The following is a 19,611-nucleotide window of genomic DNA, read 5'->3' as shown; positions in this document are numbered from 1 at the left end:
TCAATGCGATGGAATACAAAAAATTCAGGACGTATCGCCGCTACATGCTTTACCCTTGGATCATAAAAGAATTTCAAAGAATGAAGGACAATAGTCATGAGCAATCCCGACCTTGCCCAAACCCATCTTGGCAAATGCATCCTCGCCGGCCAGGGCAGGATCAGGGCCGATCTGGTCCTGCGCAATATCGGATTGCTTGATGTTATCACCGGCAAGGTAACTGAAACCGATATTGCCATTGTTGGCGATCGGATTGTCGGCACGTATGCCAGATACGAAGGCGAGAGCGAAATTGACTGTACCGGCAAATTTGCCGTACCGGGCTTTATCGACACGCATCTGCATATCGAAAGCTCGCTTGTCACGCCGCTTGAATTTGATCGCTGCGTCTTGCCGCACGGTGTCACCACGGTCCTGTGTGATCCGCATGAAATCGCCAATGTTCTGGGCGCAGACGGGATCAGGTATTTTCTGAATTGCGCCGAACGGTCCGTGATGGATATCCGCGTCAATCTGTCATCCTGTGTTCCAGCCACCGGCTTTGAAACATCGGGTGCGCAGCTTGAAATCGATGATCTTCTGCAATTCCGAAGCCATCCAAAGGTCGTCGGGTTGGCCGAAATGATGAATTATCCCGGCGTACTGAACCTTGATCCGGGCATTCTGGCAAAGCTTGAAGCGTTTCAAGACGGTCATATTGACGGTCATGCGCCGCTGGTACTGGGCACGGCACTAAACGGCTATATGGCCGCAGGCATTCGCACCGACCACGAAGCAACATCCGCCGCCGAGGCCCGCGAAAAACTGGCCAAAGGTATGGCGATCCTGATCCGCGAAGGATCAGTTTCCAAAGACCTTGAAGCACTGGCTGAGATCCTTGATGAGAATAGTTCAAGTTTCGTAGCCTTGTGTACCGATGATCGTAATCCGCTTGATATCGGCGAAGAGGGTCATCTTGACAGCCTTATTGAACGATTAATCGGTCATTTAAAAGCACGTAATTGTCCGATTCACCATGCCTATCGCGCCGCATCACATTCGGCGGCCCGTATTTTCGGACTGCGTGATCGTGGCCTGATCGGGCCGGGCGGGCGGGCCGATATCGCCATCCTTGATGATCTGGAATCTTGTGCGGTCAGTGATGTGATTGCCGGCGGACGACTGGTGACCAAGGACCTGTTTGACGCCCGCGAAACCGTGGCACCGATTGGCCTGACATCAATGAAGGCCAAACCGGTCAAAGCCAATGACTTCATAAGTGAGCCCAAACCAGGTCAGAACCAGACCCTAGTGATCAAGGTCAAACCCGGTCTGATCCTGACCTTCCGGGATGAGGCCACGCTTGCAATTGGCGAAAATGGCCTGAAACCCGATCTTGAAAACGATGTGATCAAGGTGGCCGTCGTCGAACGCCACGGCAAGAACGGCAATATCGGGCGCAGTTTCGTCCGTGGTTTTGGTTTGAAACGCGGGGCAATTGCATCTTCGGTCGGGCATGACAGCCACAATATCACTGTGGTCGGTGCCAATGACGCCGACATGGCCGCCGCGGTCAATCGTCTGATTGAAATGGGTGGCGGCTTTGCCGTTGCAGATGGTGGCAGGATCACGGCCGAACTGGCGTTACCCGTTGCCGGACTGATGAGTACTGAACCGTTTGAGGTCGTCGAAAAGGACCTGATCACGCTACGCGCGGCTGCCAAGGATCTTGGCTGTGTCCTGCCCGAGCCGTTCCTGCAGGTCGCCTTCCTAGCCTTGCCGGTAATCCCGCATCTGAAAATGACCGACAAAGGCCTGTTTGACGTCGACAAGTTCGACTTTGTCTGACCTTTCGACACCTTTAGCCTGTTCTAATGGATGGGTTTTTATCCTAGCGCGCAATCCCACATACCAATCTTCAACCCGGAAAAGAAATATCTGATCCAGGGAACTGACAATGGGGTGGACAGGTGAAGATCAAGCTGCAAATAGGGGTGACCACCGCGTTCACAGCAATCGCCGTGTTCATGATCGGGATCACTGTTGCCATTCTTTACCAAAACAATCACCGGCTTGCATTGGAAACAGCGCGATCCGAGATGACCGCCGCGCGCGAGAATACCGTTGAAAACCTGATCAATGTGATCGTTCCGGTCGGACAGGTGGTTGAAACAACCGTCGATTTTATCAAATCCTTCCCCGAAGCCGTGACCGAACCTCGTAGCGGGGCCGTCATGGCAAGCCAGATCAAACCCTATCCCTATATCTATGGCTTGTTCTTTGGTCTTGAGAATCAAGGACAATTTTATCAGGTCGTGCAAGTCCCCGGGGGCGTTTCGGAATTTGGCCCGAATGACAGCCCGCTGCCCGCAAACACCAAAATCGTCTATCGCACAATCAACGGCCCGGCCGACGATATGATCGAAACGTTCCTGTATCAGTCATCATGGGGAGCCGTTACCGGACGCGAACAGATCAACGTGGAATATGACCCCAGAACCCGTCCCTGGTACGAAGGTGCCCGTAACCGGGACGATATTTTCGTCAGTAATTTCTATATCTTTAACAGTACTGGAAAACCGGGAGTTACCTTTGCCAGACGGGTAACCGATGCCGACGGAAAACTGGTAGGTGTTGTCGGGGCGGACCTGACAATGGACAAGATCACCAACATCCTGAACAACATCCGGATCGGCAATGAGGGCCGTGTCTTTCTGCTTGATCGAGAAGATGGTGTCATCGCCTATAGCGGGACACGCGACGATGCCAAGGATATGAAATTCACGGGGGTGGACAATCGTAAAATTGACGATCCCATTGTCGAAACGGCGATTACGCAATGGACAAAAAGTCGCGAGACTTTCTTTGATTTCAAAGGGGCGAAAGACGGGCGCAAATATCTGGCATCCGCGGCCCCCATTCCCGAATTATTCGGTGTTTCCCCGACACTTGGCTTCATCGTACCCGAGGATGAATTTGTCGGTGCCATCAAGGAAACCACCCGAAACGTTTTGCAGATTGCAGCAATCATCATTGTCATTACCGTCATTCTGATCGTCATCATGTCGCGCATGCTGAGTCGTCAGCTTAATGTCGTGGCGTTGGAGGCCGAGAAAGTCGGCCATTTCGATCTTGAAGGCGATTTTCAGATGTCGTCCCACATTTACGAGGTCAGCGCACTGGCCAATGCCGTATCAAACATGAAAGTCAGTCTGAAAAGCTTTGGCTCTTATGTGCCTGTTGATCTGGTGAAATCGATTGTTGCCTCGGGCCATCCGGTCGAAATCGGAGGTACATCGCGAGAATTGTCGATCATGTTCACCGATATCGAAGGCTTTACCGGCAAAACCGAAAACTATGCGCCAACGGTATTGATGCTTGAACTGTCAAACTACTTCGCGGCCATGGAAAAGGAAATCACCGACAATGGCAACGGCACGATCGACAAATATATCGGTGATGCGATCATGGCGTTCTGGAATGCCCCTACAACGGACCCGGATCACACCATTCATGCCTGCCGGGCAGCCTTGGCATGCAGGCATGCCGGACGGAAGTTGAACTCAGTTTCCAGCCAATCGGAACTATTTCCCCTGCGCACGCGGTTCGGTCTGCATTGCGATCAGGTGGTGGTTGGAAATGTCGGATCGAAAAGTCGCATTCAATATACCGCATTGGGTGCAGCGGTTAATCTTGCCTCCCGGATTGAGGGACTGAACAAGATTTATGGCACCCGCATTCTCGCCAGCGGCACCATCGCCCGAAAAGCAGGGGAAGCCTTCCTGTTTCGTTTTGTGGATCGCGTTTCCCCCGCAGGCACGACCCTTCCGGTCGATATTTTTGAGCTGTTGGGCGAGAAGCAGGAAGCAAATAGTGACCTTGCTGCCACCAAAGAGCAATATGACGAGGTTTCCACGTGGAACGCTTGCATGACGCTTTATCGGAACCGTAACTGGAAAGAGGCGCTTGACGCCTTAAAAGCCCTGAAACCGCAGGCAAGCACGGACAAACTTGTTTCGATCTATATGAAACGTTGCCGACAGTTCATAAAGTCACCGCCGCCAATCGACTGGGATGGCATTTCCCATATCGAAACCAAATAAGTCGTTCGTTGAATGAACCGGATCGGCCAAATGCAAACTCCACACATATTTGCGGCCAATGCGTAGCCGGTTAAACTGGCTTTTCGCAGCTGTTATTGCTAAATACGACGCAACAGATGCATCGATACCTGCAGGAAAGGAGCTTTGCATGCGCAAGGCCCGCGTAGAGCGCAATACCAACGAAACACAGATCACGGTCGAGCTTAATCTTGACGGGACCGGCATCTATGATGTCGAGACCGGGGTTGGCTTCCTTGATCACATGCTCGAACAGCTTTCACGCCACAGCCTGATGGACCTTAAAGTCCGGGCCAAGGGCGACCTGCATATCGATTTCCATCACACCACCGAAGATACCGGCATCGCCATCGGTCAGGCGTTTTCGCAGGCACTGGGCGATAAAACGGGCATCAATCGTTACGGCAGTTGCCTGCTTCCGATGGACGAGGCACTGACACGTGTCGCGCTGGATTGTTCGAACCGTCCCTATCTGATCTGGAATGTTGAATTTACTCGCGACAAGATCGGGAATATGGACACCGAACTGTTCCGCGAATGGTTCCAGGGCTTTGCACAGGCCGCTGGCCTGACGCTGCATGTTGAAAACCTGTATGGTGATAATAATCACCATATCGTCGAAAGTGCCTTTAAGGCGCTGGCACGGTCCCTGCGCAGTGCGATCGAAATCGATCCCCGCAAATCCGATGCCATTCCCTCGACCAAGGGTGTTCTCGGTGGGTCGCTTTAACCCGCCAGATGCCCCTGATCTGATCCGATTGACCGGGTGATGCATCACCCGGAACAGGAAGCTGGTTTTCGATGAAGGTTTACACAGTTCATACCCATCCCGGCGATGCCGATCCGATGGAAAATGCGATTCTGATCCGCGAAGGCTTTAATTTCTGGGCCTTTATTTTTAGCGGTATCTGGGCGCTGTATCATCGCTTGTGGGCCGCTTTTTTCGGCCTGATCGGCGTATCGCTGACTTGCAATCTGCTGACCTATGTGTTCGATGGGGGCCCAGAGATGGATTTTGTTCTGGCACTTGCCACCGGAATCGGTTTTGGCCTGATTGCCAATGATCTACGGCGCAGAAAGCTTGCGGCCCATGGTTGGAAGCTTATCGAAATTGTCGCCGGTCCCGATGAAAATGCCGCCGAGCATCGCTTCTTTGATCGCCTGCGTGGCAGACGTAGGGTTCATGATACCCTGCATAATGTTGCGCCCACCCCCTTATCCGGGAGCATCCCATACTCATGAGTGTTGCGATTATCGATTACGGTTCAGGCAACCTGCGTTCTGCTGCCAAGGCGTTTGAACGTGCAGCCCGCGAAACCGGCTTTTCCGACGATATCATTGTCACTGATGATCCGGAAAAGGTCCGCAATGCCAGCCATATCGTCCTGCCTGGCGTTGGTGCCTATGCCGATTGTCGGGCCGGACTTGATGCCGTTACCGGCATGGTCGAAGTTCTGAACGAACAGGTCATCAAGGGCGGCAAGCCGTTCTTTGGCATTTGTGTCGGCATGCAGCTGATGTCGACGGTTGGTCGCGAATTTGCCGATACCCCCGGTCTTGACTGGACCAAGGGGGAGGTTGTCGCGATTGAACCCGCCGACCCGTCGCTTAAAATCCCGCATATGGGCTGGAACGAGCTGGTCCTTGATCCGTCTGGCAAATCACATTCCGTGTTGTCGGGTGTATCGGATGGCGATCATGCCTATTTCGTGCACAGTTATCACATGCATGTTCAAAATCCGAATGAACGGCTGGTATCAGTTGACTATGGTGGCCCGCTTACGGCGATGATTGGACGCGACAACATGATCGGTACCCAGTTCCATCCGGAAAAAAGCCAGAAAACGGGACTGACCATCATTGGTAACTTCCTGGGATGGAAACCATGACCGCCCCCAGCAATACCATTGAACCCGGTGTTACAGCCGAACGCGTCACGGAACTGAGCGCGGGCGATCTTTCTGACATCGTTGATGCCTGTACCCAGGCAATTGTCGAAGGCGGTGGTTTTGGTTGGCTGACCCCGCCGGATCGTCCGGATATGGAAAAATACTGGCGCGGCGTTTTGCTGATGCCGGGGCGTCATCTGTTTGTATCGCGCGTTGACGGCGTGATTTCCGGTGCCGCCCAATTGCTTGAAACGCCTTCCAACCTTGAAGCACAGCGCCATTCGGCCCAGATTACCGGCCATTTCGTGGCACCGTGGGCGCGAGGGCGCGGTAATGGCAAGGCCATCGTGCGTAGCATCGAATTTTATGCACGCGAACGCGGTTATTCGGTTTTGAAACTTGATCTTCGTGAAACCCAGACTGCTGCCATCGCACTTTATAACGGGCTGGGTTATGTCCGTTGGGGCATCAATCCCTATTACGCGATGGTCGATGGCAAAATGGTCGAAGGTTACTACTACACCAAAAAAATACAGGACACTGACCAGTGAATCTCTATCCGGCAATCGACCTTAAAGATGGTGCATGCGTTCGCCTGTTGCGCGGTGATATGGACAAGGCGACCGTATTCAACAATGATCCGGGCGCACAGGCCGGTGAATTTGTCGCGGCTGGTTGCCATTGGGTCCATATCGTCGATCTGAACGGTGCCTTTGCCGGTGAACCGGTCAATGGGACGGCTGTTGACAGCATCCTTGCCGCTGTTGCCGGCAAGGCCAAAACCCAGCTTGGCGGCGGTATCCGTACGATGGAAACGGTTGACTACTGGCTTAACAAGGGCATCACACGTGTGATCCTTGGAACTGTTGCCCTCCGTAATCCCGATTTCGTCAAGGAAGCCTGTGCGAAATGGCCAGACCGGATCGCGGTTGGCATTGATGCGCGCGATGGCTATGTCGCGGTCGAAGGCTGGGCCGAAACATCCGAAGTCACCGCACTTGAACTGGCGCAGAAATTCGAGGATTGCGGGGTTACCGCGATCATCTTTACCGATATTGACCGCGATGGTGCGATGGGCGGGCCGAATATCGAAAGTACCGTGGCCCTTGCCAGTGCCATTTCGACCCCGGTAATCGTATCGGGCGGGGTTTCATCGCTTGATGATCTGATTGCAGTTGCCAAACATACCGACGCCGGGATTGACGGTGCGATTTCCGGACGCGCGCTTTATGACGGCCGGATTGATCTGGCAGAAGCCATCAGGGCATTGTCCTGAGCGGACCCAAACAGGATAACCGACCATGCTGAAAACCCGTGTCATTCCCTGTCTCGACGTTAAGGATGGCCGCGTCGTCAAAGGGGTCAATTTCGTCGACCTGATCGATGCCGGCGATCCGGTGGAACAAGCCCGCATTTATGACGCCGAAGGCGCTGACGAGCTTTGTTTCCTTGATATCACCGCCTCAAGCGACAATCGCGATACCATTTTCGACGTTGTTGCCCGCACGGCAGAAGCCTGCTTTATGCCCGTTACAGTCGGCGGTGGTGTACGCACGCTTGAAGACATTCGCAAACTGCTTTTGGCCGGTGCCGACAAGGTTTCGATCAATACCGCCGCGGTCAATAACCCCGATTTCGTGCGCGAAGCAGCACGAAAGTTCGGATCACAATGCATTGTGGTCTCGATTGATGCCAAATCAACCGGCCCGGAAAAGTTTGAAATCTTCACTCATGGCGGTCGTAAGCCAACCGGGATTGACGCTGTTTCGTTTGCAAAACAAATGACCGAATATGGTGCAGGCGAACTTCTGGTAACCTCGATGGACCGCGATGGCACCAAGTCAGGTTTTAACCTGCCACTGACCCGATCCATCGCTGATGCGGTCCATGTGCCGGTGATTGCATCGGGCGGGGTCGGAACGCTGGACCACATGGTCGAAGGTGTGACTGAGGGTCACGCTTCCGCAGTTCTGGCCGCGTCAATCTTCCATTTCGGGACCTATCGCATTCGCGAGGTCAAGGACCACATGAAAGCCGCCGGTATACCGGTCCGCGAGGGGTGATTATGACCGACCAGCATATCCTTGATCAGCTTTACGCCGTGGTTTCCGAACGCAAGGGCGCAGATCCCGAAACCAGCTATACCGCAAGACTTTTTGCCAAAGGCACGGCAAAAATCGCCCAGAAAGTCGGCGAAGAAGGCGTTGAAACCGTGATCGCGGCCCTTGCCGAAACCCCGGAAAAAGTGGCATCCGAAAGTGCTGATCTGCTTTATCACCTGACCGTGCTTTGGGCCGATCAGGGGGTAAAGCCAGAAGACGTATGGAACATACTGGCCGAACGCCAGGGCATTTCCGGTATTGCCGAAAAGGCATCCCGTACCGATAAATAGGGTCATATCCCGTCAAGATCAGGAGCATCCCGATGGCCGTCTCTGCCTATGATCCGCAAAATATCTTTGCCAAAATTCTTCGTGGCGAAATCCCCTGCAACAAGGTTTTTGAGGATGATCACGTCCTTGCCTTTCACGATATCGCCCCGCAGGCCCCAACCCATATCCTTGTGATCCCGAAGGGTGCCTATGCCAGCTATGACGATTTTGCGACCAACGCATCGGACGCGGAAATCATCGCTTACACCCGCGCCATAGGTAAAATCGCCACCGCGGCAGGCGTTGTCGAGGATGGCTATCGCCTGATCGCCAATACCCGTGATCATGGTCGTCAGGACGTCCCGCATCTGCATGTTCATATCATTGGCGGCAAGAAGCTGGGCCTGATGCTGCCAAAAGACTCAGGTTAACGCCCGCAAAACCAGAATTCAGGGCAGGGCGGCCAAGGCATTCCTGCCTTTGTGATTTACCGGAATGTCATGACCCGAAATCTCCCGCACACCACTGCGATTTTTCAAAGCCTTGCAGGCAACTGGACGCTTGTGCGCGATCTTGGCCCGGCGGGACAGTTCAAAGGCGATGTGACTTTTCGCCTGACAGAACCGGACAATCCCCGAATGCTGCGCTACCGGGAGGATGGGATTCTTGAACGCGGTGATGGCAAACGCTTTGATGGTTACCGCGAATATGACTTCGTCCTGCATGTAGATCAGCCCGCGATTGAGATGCTGTTTCGCGATCCGCTAAGCTTCGGCAATCGTTATGTGCTGCTGCAATTTGACGAGGATATGAGCGAAAGGCTTTGCGCGCGCGACATTCACCCCTGTGGTGACGATTTCTATAATCATTACATGATCTGGTGTGACGAAAATCATTTCGAAACTAAAATAAAAATCACAGGTCCGAAGAAAGATCACTTGTTGCACAGCATCTATCGCCGAAAACAAAATGCTTAGGTTGCACCAGTTTCCTTAACGTTACGAGGTTTCCATGTCACTGCCCCCGTTCCATCTGGCTTTTCCGATTAAATCGATTGCCGATACCCGCGCGTTTTATATTGATATCCTTGGCTGTGACGAAGGTCGTTCGACCGAGGCATGGATTGATTTCGATTTCTTTGGCCATCAGCTCTCCGCCCATGTCCGCCCGGGAGCAGATCAGAATGCGGGGGCAGGAAATGTCGATGGTGATGCCGTGCCGATCCCGCATTTTGGTGCGGTTCTGGAATGGGAAAAATGGCATGAACTGTCGGATCGCCTGAAAGCAGCCGGGGTCAAATTCCTGTTGGAACCGAAAATCCGATTTAAAGATGAACCGGGCGAGCAGGGGACTTTCTTTGTCGAAGACCCGGCTGGCAATGGTCTTGAATTCAAGACATTCCGCGATCCGGCGATGATTTTCGCGCATTGATCGGCATTTCGAGCAAAGACAATCCGACTTTGGATTTGAGGTCGGAACGCTTTGCCCTGCAATGCGTTATGTGATCAGGTAATATTGACGATGCCGGTTCTGATCGGTATCAGCGATACCCCGAAATAACGGCCTGTTTCACCCACCCGTCAGGAGAATTGCCCATGTCCGCCGCCAATGCCTCCAGCAAAAAACCGAAAATCCTGATTGCGGCGGCGGGCGGAGATGATCGATGGAAAGAGGCAATGGTCAACCGTCTGCCGGATGCGCAGATCGTCACCCAATATGAAAATTACGATTCTGAAACGATTGATTTTGCCCTGTTGTGGAAGCAGCCGCAGGGGCTGCTTAAAAGTCTGACTGGACTTCAGGCGATTTTCTCGCTTGGTGCAGGGGTTGATCACGTGCTTTCGGCCCCCAGTCTTCCGGCGGACGTGCCGGTCATTCGCCTTGAAGATGCCGGCATGGCCGATCAAATGGTGCAATATCATCTGTATGCTGCCCTGCATTTCATGCGTGATTTCGATATTTACGCCCGCCAGCAGGCCAATGCCAATTGGACGCAGCACGATGTTGCGCGTATTTCGAAATGCCGGGTCGGGGTGATGGGGCTGGGTGCACTTGGTGCTGCGGTTGCCACTGCATTAACACAGCTTGGTTTTGCCGTATCGGGCTGGAGTCGCACAATGAAAGCTATTGACGGCATCACCACCTATGCCGGATCCGAAACCCTGAACGAGTTTCTGGGGCAATCCGATATCCTGATTTGCATGTTGCCGCGCACCCCGGAAACCGAAGGCGTTTTGAACGGCAACAGCCTGTCGCAATTGCCAAAAAATGCCGCAGTGATCAATGCCGCGCGCGGTGCGATGATTGTCGAGGCCGATCTGCTGCGCCTGATCGATACCGGACATCTACGCGGGGCGTTTCTCGATGTGGCGGTGACCGAGCCGCTGCCCGAAAGTCATCCGTTCTGGGATCATCCGAAAATCCGCTTCACACCGCATATCGCGGCCGCCACCCGGATTGAGGAATCAGTCGATCAAATCGCCGACAATATTGATCGCATCACACGCGGGGAAAGGCCGCGCGGTCTGGTCGATCGCAAGACCGGCTACTAAGCATCCCTCATTTATCAGTCCACCATTAATCCTTCGACACCATTGGCAAAAAGCTGTCCCAACCAGTCTGTAAATACCCGAACGCGCGGCGAAAGTTGCCGGTTATGCGGATACAGCACCGAAACCGGCATCGGTTCGGGCGGATATTGTGGCAAAATTTCTACCAGCCGACCGGCTTTGAGATCAGCCATCGCGCGATAATGCGGCACCTGAATAATGCCAAGCCCGGCAACTGCGGCAGCAATATATAAATCCGCCCCGGTAACCGAAACAGGACCGGAAAGTTCAACCTGCCGCACCACACCGTCAATGGTGAAATCAAGTGGCATCGGTTTGTCGTCCGCCCCCGAAAGGAAACTGACAACCCGGTGCCCCTGGCGTTCCAAATCCGCGATCTGTTCCGGGATACCGTATTTTTCAAGATAGGCTGGGCTTGCCACCGTGACCTCGTTCATGGTCATCAGGCGTCGCCCGATCATCGACGAATCGGTCAGATCCCCGCTGCGCAGCACGCAGTCATATCCTTCATGCACCAGATCGACATACCGGTCGCCATCCGCGACCAGAAGAGTAATATCGGGATATTCCGCCATAAAATCGGGTAGGGCCGGGATGACAAACATCCGCGCCAGCATTCCCTGAAGATTGACCCTTAAAAGGCCCTTGGGCGCACAGGGCCGAAAAAGGCCATCGGCTTCTTCGAGTTCACCCAGTATGCGAATACATCGCTTGTAATAGGCTTCACCGTCCAGCGTCGGTTTGACCTGCCGTGTTGTGCGATTGAGCAACCGCGTACCCAACCGTTCTTCAAGCCGCTGGATCGCGTTGGTCATGGTTGCACGCGGGATCATCAGATCGGCCGCTGCCTTGGTAAAGCTTCTGCGCTCGACGATGCGAACGAAGTTGCGCATTTCCTCGAACCGATCCATCACCCATCCATTGTTTAGAAATATCGAATAGTATTGTCGATTATAGGGTAATTATCCCAAATATCATCCGGTTCATACTCCGCCCATGGAAATTGATTCATCATCAAGCAGGAGAATCCGACATGACAAACGCAAATGAAACCAGAACTGCCATCATCACCGGTGCCGCGCGCGGCATTGGTGTCGCCCTTGTCAAACGCCTGACGCAGGATGGCTATGCCGTTGTTATCAACTATGCCAACAGTGCCACCAGCGCGGACGCCCTTGTTGACGAACTGACGGCAAGTGGACATCAGGCAATGGCAATCAAGGCTGACATCACCAAAGCAGATGCCGTAAAACACATGTTCGATCACGCAGAAACCCGTTTTGGTGGTGTTGACGTCATCGTCAATAATGCTGGTGTCATGACGACACAGCCGATCTCGGAAATGAGTGACGCGGTCTATGACACGATGATGGATACCAATGTACGCGGCACTTTCAATATGCTGCGCGAAGCGGCCAAACGCCTACGCAATGATGGCCGCGTGATCAATTTTTCAACCTCAGCACTTCATCTGAAATTGCCGGGTTACGCGGTTTATAATGCAACCAAGGCCGCGGTAGAGGCGATGACGGGTGTTTATGCCAAGGAACTGCGTGGCCGGAACATCACTGTTAATGCCGTTGCCCCCGGTCCGGTTGCAACCGAACTGTTCCTGAACGGCAAAACCGACGAACAGATCGCACAGTTCTCCAAAATGCCGCCGATCGAACGCCTTGGTCAGCCCGAAGACATCGCTGGTGTTGTGTCCTTCCTTGCCGGACCGGATTCAGGTTGGATCAACGGGCAAACGCTGCGTGCCAATGGCGGACTTGCCTGATCCAAATTCTTAAATTGATCACCTTGCCGACTTTCCCCCGATCCTGCGCGACAGTATGATGATTTGACAAAGGTGTCGCCCAGATATCAAGAGGGCGGCACCTTTGTCGTTTCAAGAAGGCTATATTGCCAATAAGATCTAGGCAAAACCTCCGTCGGCAAATTGGGAATATCCCGATTTTACCGCATGACGGCACCCCGCCCCGGACAAGGATGGCTATATGACCGATATTACCTTCCGCTATGCCAGTCGCGACGACCTGCCCGCCATCGTTGCCCTGCTGGCCGATGATGAAAAGGGTAAAACCCGCGAGGAACTCCGCGATCCGCTGCCCGATGTCTATTACGCCGCGTTCGATGCCATGGAAAGCCAAAGCACCGACGCCCTTCCCAACAAATACCTGCTGGCGTGTCGCGGTGATGACATTGTTGGCTGTCTGCAACTGACCCTGATTGCCGGGCTTTCACGCAAAGGCCGCCTGCGCGCCCAGATCGAAGGGGTTCGGGTATCTTCAAAATGCCGTGGTCAGAAGGTCGGGGAAAAACTGATTACCGAATCTGTTTCGATTTCGAAATCACTTGACGCATCGCTCGTGCAATTCACCACAGACAAAAGCCGCAAGGATGCCCATCGCTTCTATGAACGGCTCGGCTTTGTTGCCAGCCACGAAGGCATGAAAAAGGAAATCTGAGGTTTTCTGCCATAGTCATGGCAATATTTCCCGGCCTTATCGTGCTATGATTTAAATTCGCGAAACACCGGCAAACGGAGCTTACGCCATGAACCTCTCCGAACTGCAGGAAATTGCCATACTCAAGGGCTTCACCCATCATTTCAGTGCGACCGGCAACCATGTCACCTGTGATGGCAAGGAAGTCAGTTATTCCGCAAATGATCTGACCATCATCGACAGCCGGTCTGTCGATAGCGGCACCGATCCGGGTGATGATGCCACCCTTTACATGATCGAGGCCCGTGACGGCACACGTGGCACCCTGATCGTACCCAGCAGCTTTTACACAGAACATGACAAGGCGGAACTGATCGACCATTTGCGCAGTCAGCAACGCTAGGACCTGGATTTGATTAATTCCGGTGGAACAGTCATCCTCTTTGCACGTTTAAGAAGCAAGGACGCTGAAACAAGCAAGGAGCCAAGTCATGAATCTCGCAGAATTGCAGGAAAACGCCATCCGTCACGGCTTTTCGCATCAATTCGTCTATGAAAGCGGCGGGCTGCGGTGTGATGGGAATGGCCCGGTTTACGATCCGGCCGACCTAAAAATCGTGCATAGTAACAGTGTCGATGCCGGGACCGATCCGGGTGATGACGCCACCCTTTACATGATCGAAGCCATCGACGGGACCAAAGGCATGATAATCATCCCGTCAAGCTTCCACACCGATCCGGTTAAGGCACAGCTGATCGACGATCTGCGTCGGAATTCCCATTAAAGGGGTCGGGCACCGGCAGATCGTCAGCTTTACCGATCAGCCTACAAAAGAACACAAATCCGCACCTGTAAACGACATGATGGGGATCGATATCTTGTGCCGTTCAGTTGCGTTGCACGCCTGCACATCCCCATATAGCTTTATCAATCGGGGAAATATTGTCATTCATGGTCAATACAGGGAACCATCATGTCAGATCTTTTGCCGTTCTTCCGGGCCTGGGTTGCCGATCCCAGGCGCGTTTCGGCCATATCGCCTTCCGGCCCGGCCCTGGCAGAAATGATTACCTCCGAAATTTCCCCGGCAACCGGTTCGGTGCTGGAACTTGGGCCGGGAACTGGCGTTTTTACCCGAGCCCTGATTGGCCGCGGTCTTGATGAAGGCGATCTGACCCTGATCGAAGCCGGGGAAGAATTCGCACGCCTTCTGGCCGACCGCTATCCGCGCGCCCGTGTTTTTCACACAGATGCCACCCGACTTGCCCGCAGCGATTTGTATCCCGCACACGGCCTTGGTGCTGCCATCAGCGGACTGCCTTTGCTGTCGATGCGCCCGCGTCAGGTAATGGGGGTGTTGAACGGCGCGTTCCGCTATCTCGGACTGAACGGGGCATTTTATCAGTTCACCTATGGCCCGCGCTGCCCGGTGCCCGCCGCCATTCTGGACCGGATGGGCCTTAAATCCGCACGAATTGGCACCATTGTCCGCAATGTGCCGCCATCATCGGTTTATCGTATTTCACGCATTTCCTGATTACCTTACCGCCGATAGGCCATCTGCCGATAGCCAAGAGCTTCGGCAATATGGCCGCGCTTAACAGCTTGCACCCCGGCAAGATCGGCAATGGTGCGTGCAACGCGCAAAACCCGATGATATCCACGTGCCGAAAGCCTCATCTGACGTGCGGCATCCTGCAAAAGACCACGGCCATCGGCATCAAGTGCCGCGGCAGTTTGCAGAACTTCACCATCGGCCTCGGCATTGGTTGAAATGCCATCATTTTTATATCGAAATGATTGAATTTCACGCGCCGCGAGAACCCGATCACGCACGGCTTGTGTTGTCTCGCCGCCAGACGGAAGGTCAAGTTCCTCGGGTCGAACGGCCGGAACGTCAATCTGGATGTCAAAGCGATCCAGTAGCGGCCCTGAGAGCCGCGCCTGATACTCTTCGCCACAGCGCGGTGCCCGCGTGCAGGCCAAATCGTTATCGCCCAGATATCCACACCGGCAAGGGTTCATCGCCGCCACCAGTTGAACACGCGCAGGATAAGTCACATGTGCATTGGCACGTGCCACCGATACCTGCCCGGTTTCAAGTGGCTGACGCAGCGCATCAAGCACATTGCGCTGAAATTCCGGCAATTCATCAAGAAAAAGCACCCCGTGATGCGCCAATGAAATTTCACCTGGACGTACCCGATGACCGCCACCAACCAGTGCCGGCATGGATGCTGAATGGTGCGGGGAACGAAATGGACGGGTGCGAATAAGCCCGCCTTCGGGCAGCATTCCGGAAACAGAATGGATTACGGTGGTTTCAAGCGCCTGCCTGGCATTCAGCTCCGGTAAAAGTCCCGGCAACCGTGCGGCAAGCATCGATTTTCCCGAACCGGGAGGACCGCTCATCAGTAAATTATGCCCGCCAGCCGCAGCAATTTCGAGCGCGCGTTTGGCACTTTCCTGCCCCTTGATATCGCGCAAATCAGGCAGTGATACGGGCGATGGGCTGGTCTTGGGCTGGCCTGGTCGTGGCAGGATTTGCGTGCCCTTGAAATGATTGATCAACACGGTCAGACGCGACGGGGCCAAAATTTCAAGCTCCCCGGCCCAAAGGGCCTCCGCCCCGTTATCGGAAGGGCATATAATACCGCGTTCCATGCCGCTGGCCTGCATGGCGGCGGGCAAAACACCGCCGACGCCGGTAATACTGCCATCAAGCCCCAATTCCCCCAGCACGACGAAATTGGCTATATCTTCGTGCCCGATCACGTCCATCTCGGCCAGAAGGCCAAGTGCAATCGGCAGATCGAAATGCGATCCTTCTTTCAGCAAATCAGCCGGGGCCAGATTAATTGTTATGCGTTTGGGCGGCAGTGCCAGCCCCATTGCCGAAAGTGCCGACCGTACGCGTTCGCGTGCCTCGGAAACTGCCTTGTCAGGCAGACCAACCACGGTAAAGGCCGGTAAACCGCTTGCCATCTGGACCTGCACATCGACCGGAATTGTCTCAATCCCGGCAAAGGCGACGGTCGTAACCCGTGCTGTCATATAGTGCTGATCCCCGTAACCTTAAGTTATATATACCACTTTGGCGGGAAACGGGGATCAAGGCAACAAGTCGTTTATCCGCGACAGATCAGGCGCAACCAGCGCCGTCTTTCGGCGACATATCAGTATTGATCATCCAGGGTGTACCGAACTTATCGGTAAACATGCCATAGCCCGGCGACCAGAAGGTTTCTTCGAACGGCATGGTCACCTGGCCGTCTTTGGAAAGGGTATCGAACATTTTTCTGGCATCGGTCACATTTTCAAAATGCAGGGATGCTGTCATGCCCTGCATTTTGGTGAAATATTCAGGTGGGCAGTCGGATGCCATCAAATGCCAGCCATCGCCCATCAGGCACGCATGGGCAATTTTATCATTATGCTCAGGCGATTCAGCAGCCATCGGTGTATCACCGAACGGCATCATAATCAGTTCACCACCCAGGATGGATTGATAGAATTCAAATGCCTGGCGGCAGTTCCCATCGAAATTCAGATAGGTGATCAGTTTCATCGGGGCGTTCCTTATATATGTAAAATCTGGTGGGTTTGGAGATTTACGGCTGCAACCCGAACTGGGCGACACCGTTTTCAAAATCAAAGGGCACGGAAAAATGTTCATGCGCGATGCGCCATTCACCACCCTGCTTTTCAAGGTGATAGCTTGACCGCATCCAGCTTGCCTGCTCGGTCCCGTCTTCCTTGCGCATGCCGCACCGGATCAGGAACCGTGCAACTGCCAGATGACCGGAAACACGAATAGTCGGCTCCTGCAGTTCCATGATGAATTCATCATCAAACGCCATGCAGCGTTCCCAATGGGCCCGATAATCATCCCGGCCACTGAATTGCAGCGGACCGACCGCATCGTAGGAGCAGATATCATCTCTATATAGCGCCATGATATCGTCGAGATCCTTGTTACGCGCCGCCGTTGCCCAGCGGGTAAAAATCTCCCGGATGGCAGCTTTGTCTTTGCTTTGTTTATCAGTCATGGAGCATTTCCTTACGCTGGTGGTGCGAGGGGTGGGCGAAAATTTTGCGCGGAGTTTTCAGGTGCTTTTGGCGGCGCGTTCAATCCCGGCGATATCGAATTTTTCCATCGACATCATGGTCGTTGCCACCCGGGCCGCGACATCCGGATCCGGATCGTTCATCAGTTCGATCAGGCGGACCGGGGTGATCTGCCAGAAAAGGCCAAATTTGTCTTTTACCCATCCGCACTGTCTGAGTTCCCCGCCTTCGGAAAGGCAGTCCCAATAATAATCAACTTCTGCTTGGTCATTGCAGGACACGGTGAAGGAAACAGCTTCGGTAAACTTGAACTGCGGCCCGCCATTAAGAGCCGTGAACTGCAAACCTTCGAGCTCGAAACTTACGGTTAAAACATTGCCTTCGGATCCAGGTCCTGCCTTGCTGCTGCGCAGGATTTTACCGATCTTGGCATTTGGAAAAACGGACGCATAAAAATTGACGGCTTCTTCGGCGTTGCCGTCAAACCACAAAAAGGGGCTGATCTTCTGCATTGGGCTTCCTCCTTGCCTCTCAGAAGTTTGTCGCAAAAATCAAAGGCGTGGTGGCGCTTTTGAACCAAAGGGTTGATCAACATTTTCTTATTTTCCCGTTTGACAAAAAAGTTGATATCAACATAATGATCACATGTCAAAAAAAGATTTCAACCAGAACGATAAAGTCCCGTTTTCATCGACATTAATGGTGCGTGACAGTTGTCTATGCCTGCACGTCCGGCGGGCCGCGCGCACGATTGCGCGACGGTTTGACGATGCATTTCGTTCTCTTGATCTGACCAGCGGGCAATTTTCCCTGCTGATGTCGCTTAACCGACCCGATCCGCCGCATATGCAGGATGTCGCCAATTTGTTGGCAATGGATCGAACGACACTGACGGCCAATCTCAAACCGTTGGAACGACGCGGGCTGGTTAATATTCAGCCCGACCCGAAGGACAAACGCGGTCGCCTTCTGACCCTGACCGATCTAGGCATGGCGCTTCTGGTGCGCGCCTTTCCGATCTGGCAAAAAACCCAGGCTGAACTTGAAAGCATGGTTTCCGGGCCGAATTCGTCACAGCTTCTGGCCGATCTGGTCAGCCTGTCACGGGAACAGACTGGTTAATCCGGTAAAGTACCCAAACCACAGCTTAATCTTCGGACGCTGCCTTATCTTCAGGATTTTCGCCAACATCCGCGTTTTCATCGCGCGGCGGCAGAAATTCCTTGCGGCATGGAACGGCAACGCCATCGACCACGGTCCAACCGAAATTACGAAACTTGCCAAAGCTTTCCTTTTTCATCGTGATACCACTCGCACGGTGCTTGCGCACTTCGGCGGAATCCTCACCCTGTATTTTCCCGGCTCTGGCCCAGGCCCGTTCACGCATGGATTTGGTAATTTCGGTCATGGAACCCGCTTTATGTGAAAAATTGCCGCCCGACATCATAGCACAATTGGCAGCCCCGCCACGCTATAGCCAGTATAGCCTGCACGGACAATATTGCATTCATGCAGGTCAGATCTGTCAAACCGGCAAAAGATGATACCTCGTGGCGACCATGGATGGGCGATCCGAAAGTGCCGCCATCCAGTGACGCAGATCATCCGAAATGACAAAACGCCCGTCTGTCCAACGAAAATCGACATATTCAAGGGCGGCTGCAACCGACAAGGTGCCGATATCGGGCCGGTCTGCCGCAAGACTGCTGATACCGCCCTCGATGGCATCGATACTGCTTTGAACCGCAGCGTGCTGCCGTTCCATTACGAAATCGGAACGTTCACTTTCCGGCCGCTTGCTATCGGCAAAAAGTCGTCCGGTCGCGGCCATCATGCCATCGGCCAAACCCTGCCATTGCAGGGCATTAAGCCGTTCCGGGCCTTCCTGTGGAATGATGCCGGTCTCATGGCCATTCGCACGGGCAACTTCATCAAGGTAATCGCAAATCACCGCAGACTCGAACACCGCCATCCCGTTTTCAAGCACCAGTGTCGGCACCTTGGCCAGTGGGTTGCGTTCACGTAACACCGCATCGGTCCAGGGATCAATCATGATTTCGACGATCTTGCCCTCAAGGCTCAATTCACGTGCAATGATCCGTACCTTGCGTGAAAAGGGCGAAGTCGGTGCGTAATAAAGTTGCATGGTGGGCGCCATGCGATCC

Annotated in this window: 26 protein-coding genes; 19 read left to right on the top strand and 7 right to left on the bottom strand. The window is 53.7% G+C overall.

The window, feature by feature from the left end:
* Nucleotides 1-96: 96 nt before the first annotated feature.
* From ade to LG297_RS20515, 13 genes are all read left to right on the top strand, one after another.
* Nucleotides 97-1,827, top strand: coding sequence for an adenine deaminase (ade, locus tag LG297_RS20575; RefSeq protein WP_404423653.1), 1,731 nt, complete (start codon nt 97-99; stop codon nt 1,825-1,827).
* 122 nt (nt 1,828-1,949) lie between these two features.
* Complete coding sequence (locus LG297_RS20570) at nt 1,950-4,082, top strand: cache domain-containing protein (protein ID WP_404423651.1); 2,133 nt, start codon at nt 1,950-1,952, stop codon at nt 4,080-4,082.
* Between the two features lie 148 nt (nt 4,083-4,230).
* Entirely contained in the window at nt 4,231-4,830 is a 600-nt protein-coding gene (gene hisB, locus LG297_RS20565; RefSeq protein ID WP_404423649.1) for an imidazoleglycerol-phosphate dehydratase HisB, read from the top strand.
* Between the two features lie 116 nt (nt 4,831-4,946).
* Complete coding sequence (locus tag LG297_RS20560) at nt 4,947-5,342, top strand: DUF2628 domain-containing protein (RefSeq protein ID WP_404423647.1); 396 nt, start codon at nt 4,947-4,949, stop codon at nt 5,340-5,342.
* Complete coding sequence (gene hisH / locus LG297_RS20555; RefSeq protein WP_404423645.1) at nt 5,339-5,989, top strand: imidazole glycerol phosphate synthase subunit HisH; 651 nt, start codon at nt 5,339-5,341, stop codon at nt 5,987-5,989. Before LG297_RS20560 ends, hisH begins: the two co-directional genes overlap by 4 nt.
* A complete protein-coding gene (locus tag LG297_RS20550) occupies nt 5,986-6,540 on the top strand; it encodes a GNAT family N-acetyltransferase (protein ID WP_404423643.1) in 555 nt (184 codons plus the stop codon). The genes hisH and LG297_RS20550 overlap by 4 nt, the downstream gene beginning before the upstream one ends.
* Nucleotides 6,537-7,265 (top strand): 1-(5-phosphoribosyl)-5-[(5-phosphoribosylamino)methylideneamino]imidazole-4-carboxamide isomerase, encoded by a 729-nt coding sequence (gene hisA, locus LG297_RS20545; protein ID WP_404423641.1) that lies wholly within the window; start codon nt 6,537-6,539, stop codon nt 7,263-7,265. Before LG297_RS20550 ends, hisA begins: the two co-directional genes overlap by 4 nt.
* Before the next feature lie 25 nt (nt 7,266-7,290).
* Nucleotides 7,291-8,052 (top strand): imidazole glycerol phosphate synthase subunit HisF, encoded by a 762-nt coding sequence (hisF, locus tag LG297_RS20540; RefSeq protein ID WP_404423639.1) that lies wholly within the window; start codon nt 7,291-7,293, stop codon nt 8,050-8,052.
* 2 nt (nt 8,053-8,054) lie between these two features.
* Nucleotides 8,055-8,381: a phosphoribosyl-ATP diphosphatase gene (locus tag LG297_RS20535; RefSeq protein ID WP_404423637.1), complete on the top strand. Its 327-nt coding sequence runs from the start codon at nt 8,055-8,057 to the stop codon at nt 8,379-8,381.
* A gap of 32 nt (nt 8,382-8,413) precedes the next feature.
* Nucleotides 8,414-8,791, top strand: a complete 378-nt coding sequence (locus tag LG297_RS20530) for a histidine triad nucleotide-binding protein (RefSeq protein ID WP_404423635.1) — start codon at nt 8,414-8,416, stop codon at nt 8,789-8,791.
* A gap of 69 nt (nt 8,792-8,860) precedes the next feature.
* On the top strand, nt 8,861-9,337 hold the full coding sequence (locus LG297_RS20525; RefSeq protein WP_404423633.1) for a DUF6314 family protein: 477 nt from the start codon (nt 8,861-8,863) through the stop codon (nt 9,335-9,337).
* 34 nt (nt 9,338-9,371) lie between these two features.
* Nucleotides 9,372-9,791: a VOC family protein gene (locus LG297_RS20520; protein ID WP_404423631.1), complete on the top strand. Its 420-nt coding sequence runs from the start codon at nt 9,372-9,374 to the stop codon at nt 9,789-9,791.
* A gap of 164 nt (nt 9,792-9,955) precedes the next feature.
* The gene (locus tag LG297_RS20515) at nt 9,956-10,912 is read left to right on the top strand and encodes a 2-hydroxyacid dehydrogenase (RefSeq protein WP_404423629.1); all 957 of its coding nucleotides are present in this window, start codon (nt 9,956-9,958) and stop codon (nt 10,910-10,912) included.
* Between the two features lie 14 nt (nt 10,913-10,926).
* Here LG297_RS20515 and LG297_RS20510 read toward each other — a convergent pair whose 3' ends face one another.
* Nucleotides 10,927-11,841: a LysR family transcriptional regulator gene (locus LG297_RS20510; RefSeq protein WP_404423627.1), complete on the bottom strand. Its 915-nt coding sequence runs from the start codon at nt 11,839-11,841 to the stop codon at nt 10,927-10,929.
* Between the two features lie 122 nt (nt 11,842-11,963).
* Here LG297_RS20510 and LG297_RS20505 point away from each other — a divergent pair, with 122 nt between their 5' ends.
* The 5 genes from LG297_RS20505 to LG297_RS20485 all read left to right on the top strand — a co-directional run bounded on the left by LG297_RS20505 (nt 11,964) and on the right by LG297_RS20485 (nt 14,915).
* Complete coding sequence (locus LG297_RS20505; RefSeq protein WP_404423625.1) at nt 11,964-12,707, top strand: SDR family oxidoreductase; 744 nt, start codon at nt 11,964-11,966, stop codon at nt 12,705-12,707.
* 220 nt (nt 12,708-12,927) lie between these two features.
* Entirely contained in the window at nt 12,928-13,398 is a 471-nt protein-coding gene (locus LG297_RS20500; protein ID WP_404423623.1) for a GNAT family N-acetyltransferase, read from the top strand.
* 88 nt (nt 13,399-13,486) lie between these two features.
* Nucleotides 13,487-13,780, top strand: a complete 294-nt coding sequence (locus LG297_RS20495) for a phosphoribosylpyrophosphate synthetase (protein WP_404423621.1) — start codon at nt 13,487-13,489, stop codon at nt 13,778-13,780.
* 88 nt (nt 13,781-13,868) lie between these two features.
* Complete coding sequence (locus LG297_RS20490) at nt 13,869-14,162, top strand: phosphoribosylpyrophosphate synthetase (RefSeq protein WP_404423619.1); 294 nt, start codon at nt 13,869-13,871, stop codon at nt 14,160-14,162.
* Between the two features lie 189 nt (nt 14,163-14,351).
* On the top strand, nt 14,352-14,915 hold the full coding sequence (locus tag LG297_RS20485) for a class I SAM-dependent methyltransferase (RefSeq protein WP_404423617.1): 564 nt from the start codon (nt 14,352-14,354) through the stop codon (nt 14,913-14,915).
* Nucleotides 14,916-14,920: 5 nt separating this feature from the next.
* On the opposite strand, the gene LG297_RS20480 is transcribed toward LG297_RS20485, so the two are convergent.
* The 4 genes from LG297_RS20480 to LG297_RS20465 form a co-directional block, all read right to left on the bottom strand.
* Nucleotides 14,921-16,432, bottom strand: a complete 1,512-nt coding sequence (locus tag LG297_RS20480) for a YifB family Mg chelatase-like AAA ATPase (protein WP_404423615.1) — start codon at nt 16,430-16,432, stop codon at nt 14,921-14,923.
* A gap of 88 nt (nt 16,433-16,520) precedes the next feature.
* The gene (locus LG297_RS20475) at nt 16,521-16,946 is read right to left on the bottom strand and encodes a VOC family protein (RefSeq protein WP_404423613.1); all 426 of its coding nucleotides are present in this window, start codon (nt 16,944-16,946) and stop codon (nt 16,521-16,523) included.
* 43 nt (nt 16,947-16,989) lie between these two features.
* Nucleotides 16,990-17,427, bottom strand: coding sequence for a YybH family protein (locus LG297_RS20470; protein ID WP_404423611.1), 438 nt, complete (start codon nt 17,425-17,427; stop codon nt 16,990-16,992).
* A gap of 57 nt (nt 17,428-17,484) precedes the next feature.
* A complete protein-coding gene (locus LG297_RS20465) occupies nt 17,485-17,958 on the bottom strand; it encodes a VOC family protein (RefSeq protein WP_404423609.1) in 474 nt (157 codons plus the stop codon).
* A gap of 133 nt (nt 17,959-18,091) precedes the next feature.
* Here LG297_RS20465 and LG297_RS20460 point away from each other — a divergent pair, with 133 nt between their 5' ends.
* Nucleotides 18,092-18,568 carry a MarR family winged helix-turn-helix transcriptional regulator gene (locus LG297_RS20460; protein WP_404423607.1) on the top strand — a complete coding sequence of 159 codons (477 nt, stop codon included), beginning with the start codon at nt 18,092-18,094 and terminating at the stop codon, nt 18,566-18,568.
* A 25-nt stretch (nt 18,569-18,593) separates the two neighbouring features.
* On the opposite strand, the gene LG297_RS20455 is transcribed toward LG297_RS20460, so the two are convergent.
* Together LG297_RS20455 and LG297_RS20450 are read right to left on the bottom strand one after the other, a co-directional pair.
* Nucleotides 18,594-18,854, bottom strand: a complete 261-nt coding sequence (locus LG297_RS20455) for a hypothetical protein (protein WP_404423605.1) — start codon at nt 18,852-18,854, stop codon at nt 18,594-18,596.
* A gap of 117 nt (nt 18,855-18,971) precedes the next feature.
* Nucleotides 18,972-19,604: a glutathione S-transferase family protein gene (locus tag LG297_RS20450; RefSeq protein WP_404423603.1), complete on the bottom strand. Its 633-nt coding sequence runs from the start codon at nt 19,602-19,604 to the stop codon at nt 18,972-18,974.
* Between the last annotated feature and the right edge of the window lie 7 nt (nt 19,605-19,611).

Source organism: Thalassospira australica (genome assembly GCF_044790785.1).
In the GTDB taxonomy this organism is placed as follows: domain Bacteria; phylum Pseudomonadota; class Alphaproteobacteria; order Rhodospirillales; family Thalassospiraceae; genus Thalassospira; species Thalassospira australica_A.
The sequence above is the reverse complement of the archived record's forward strand: the minus strand, read 5'-3'. Positions and strand labels throughout refer to the sequence as shown.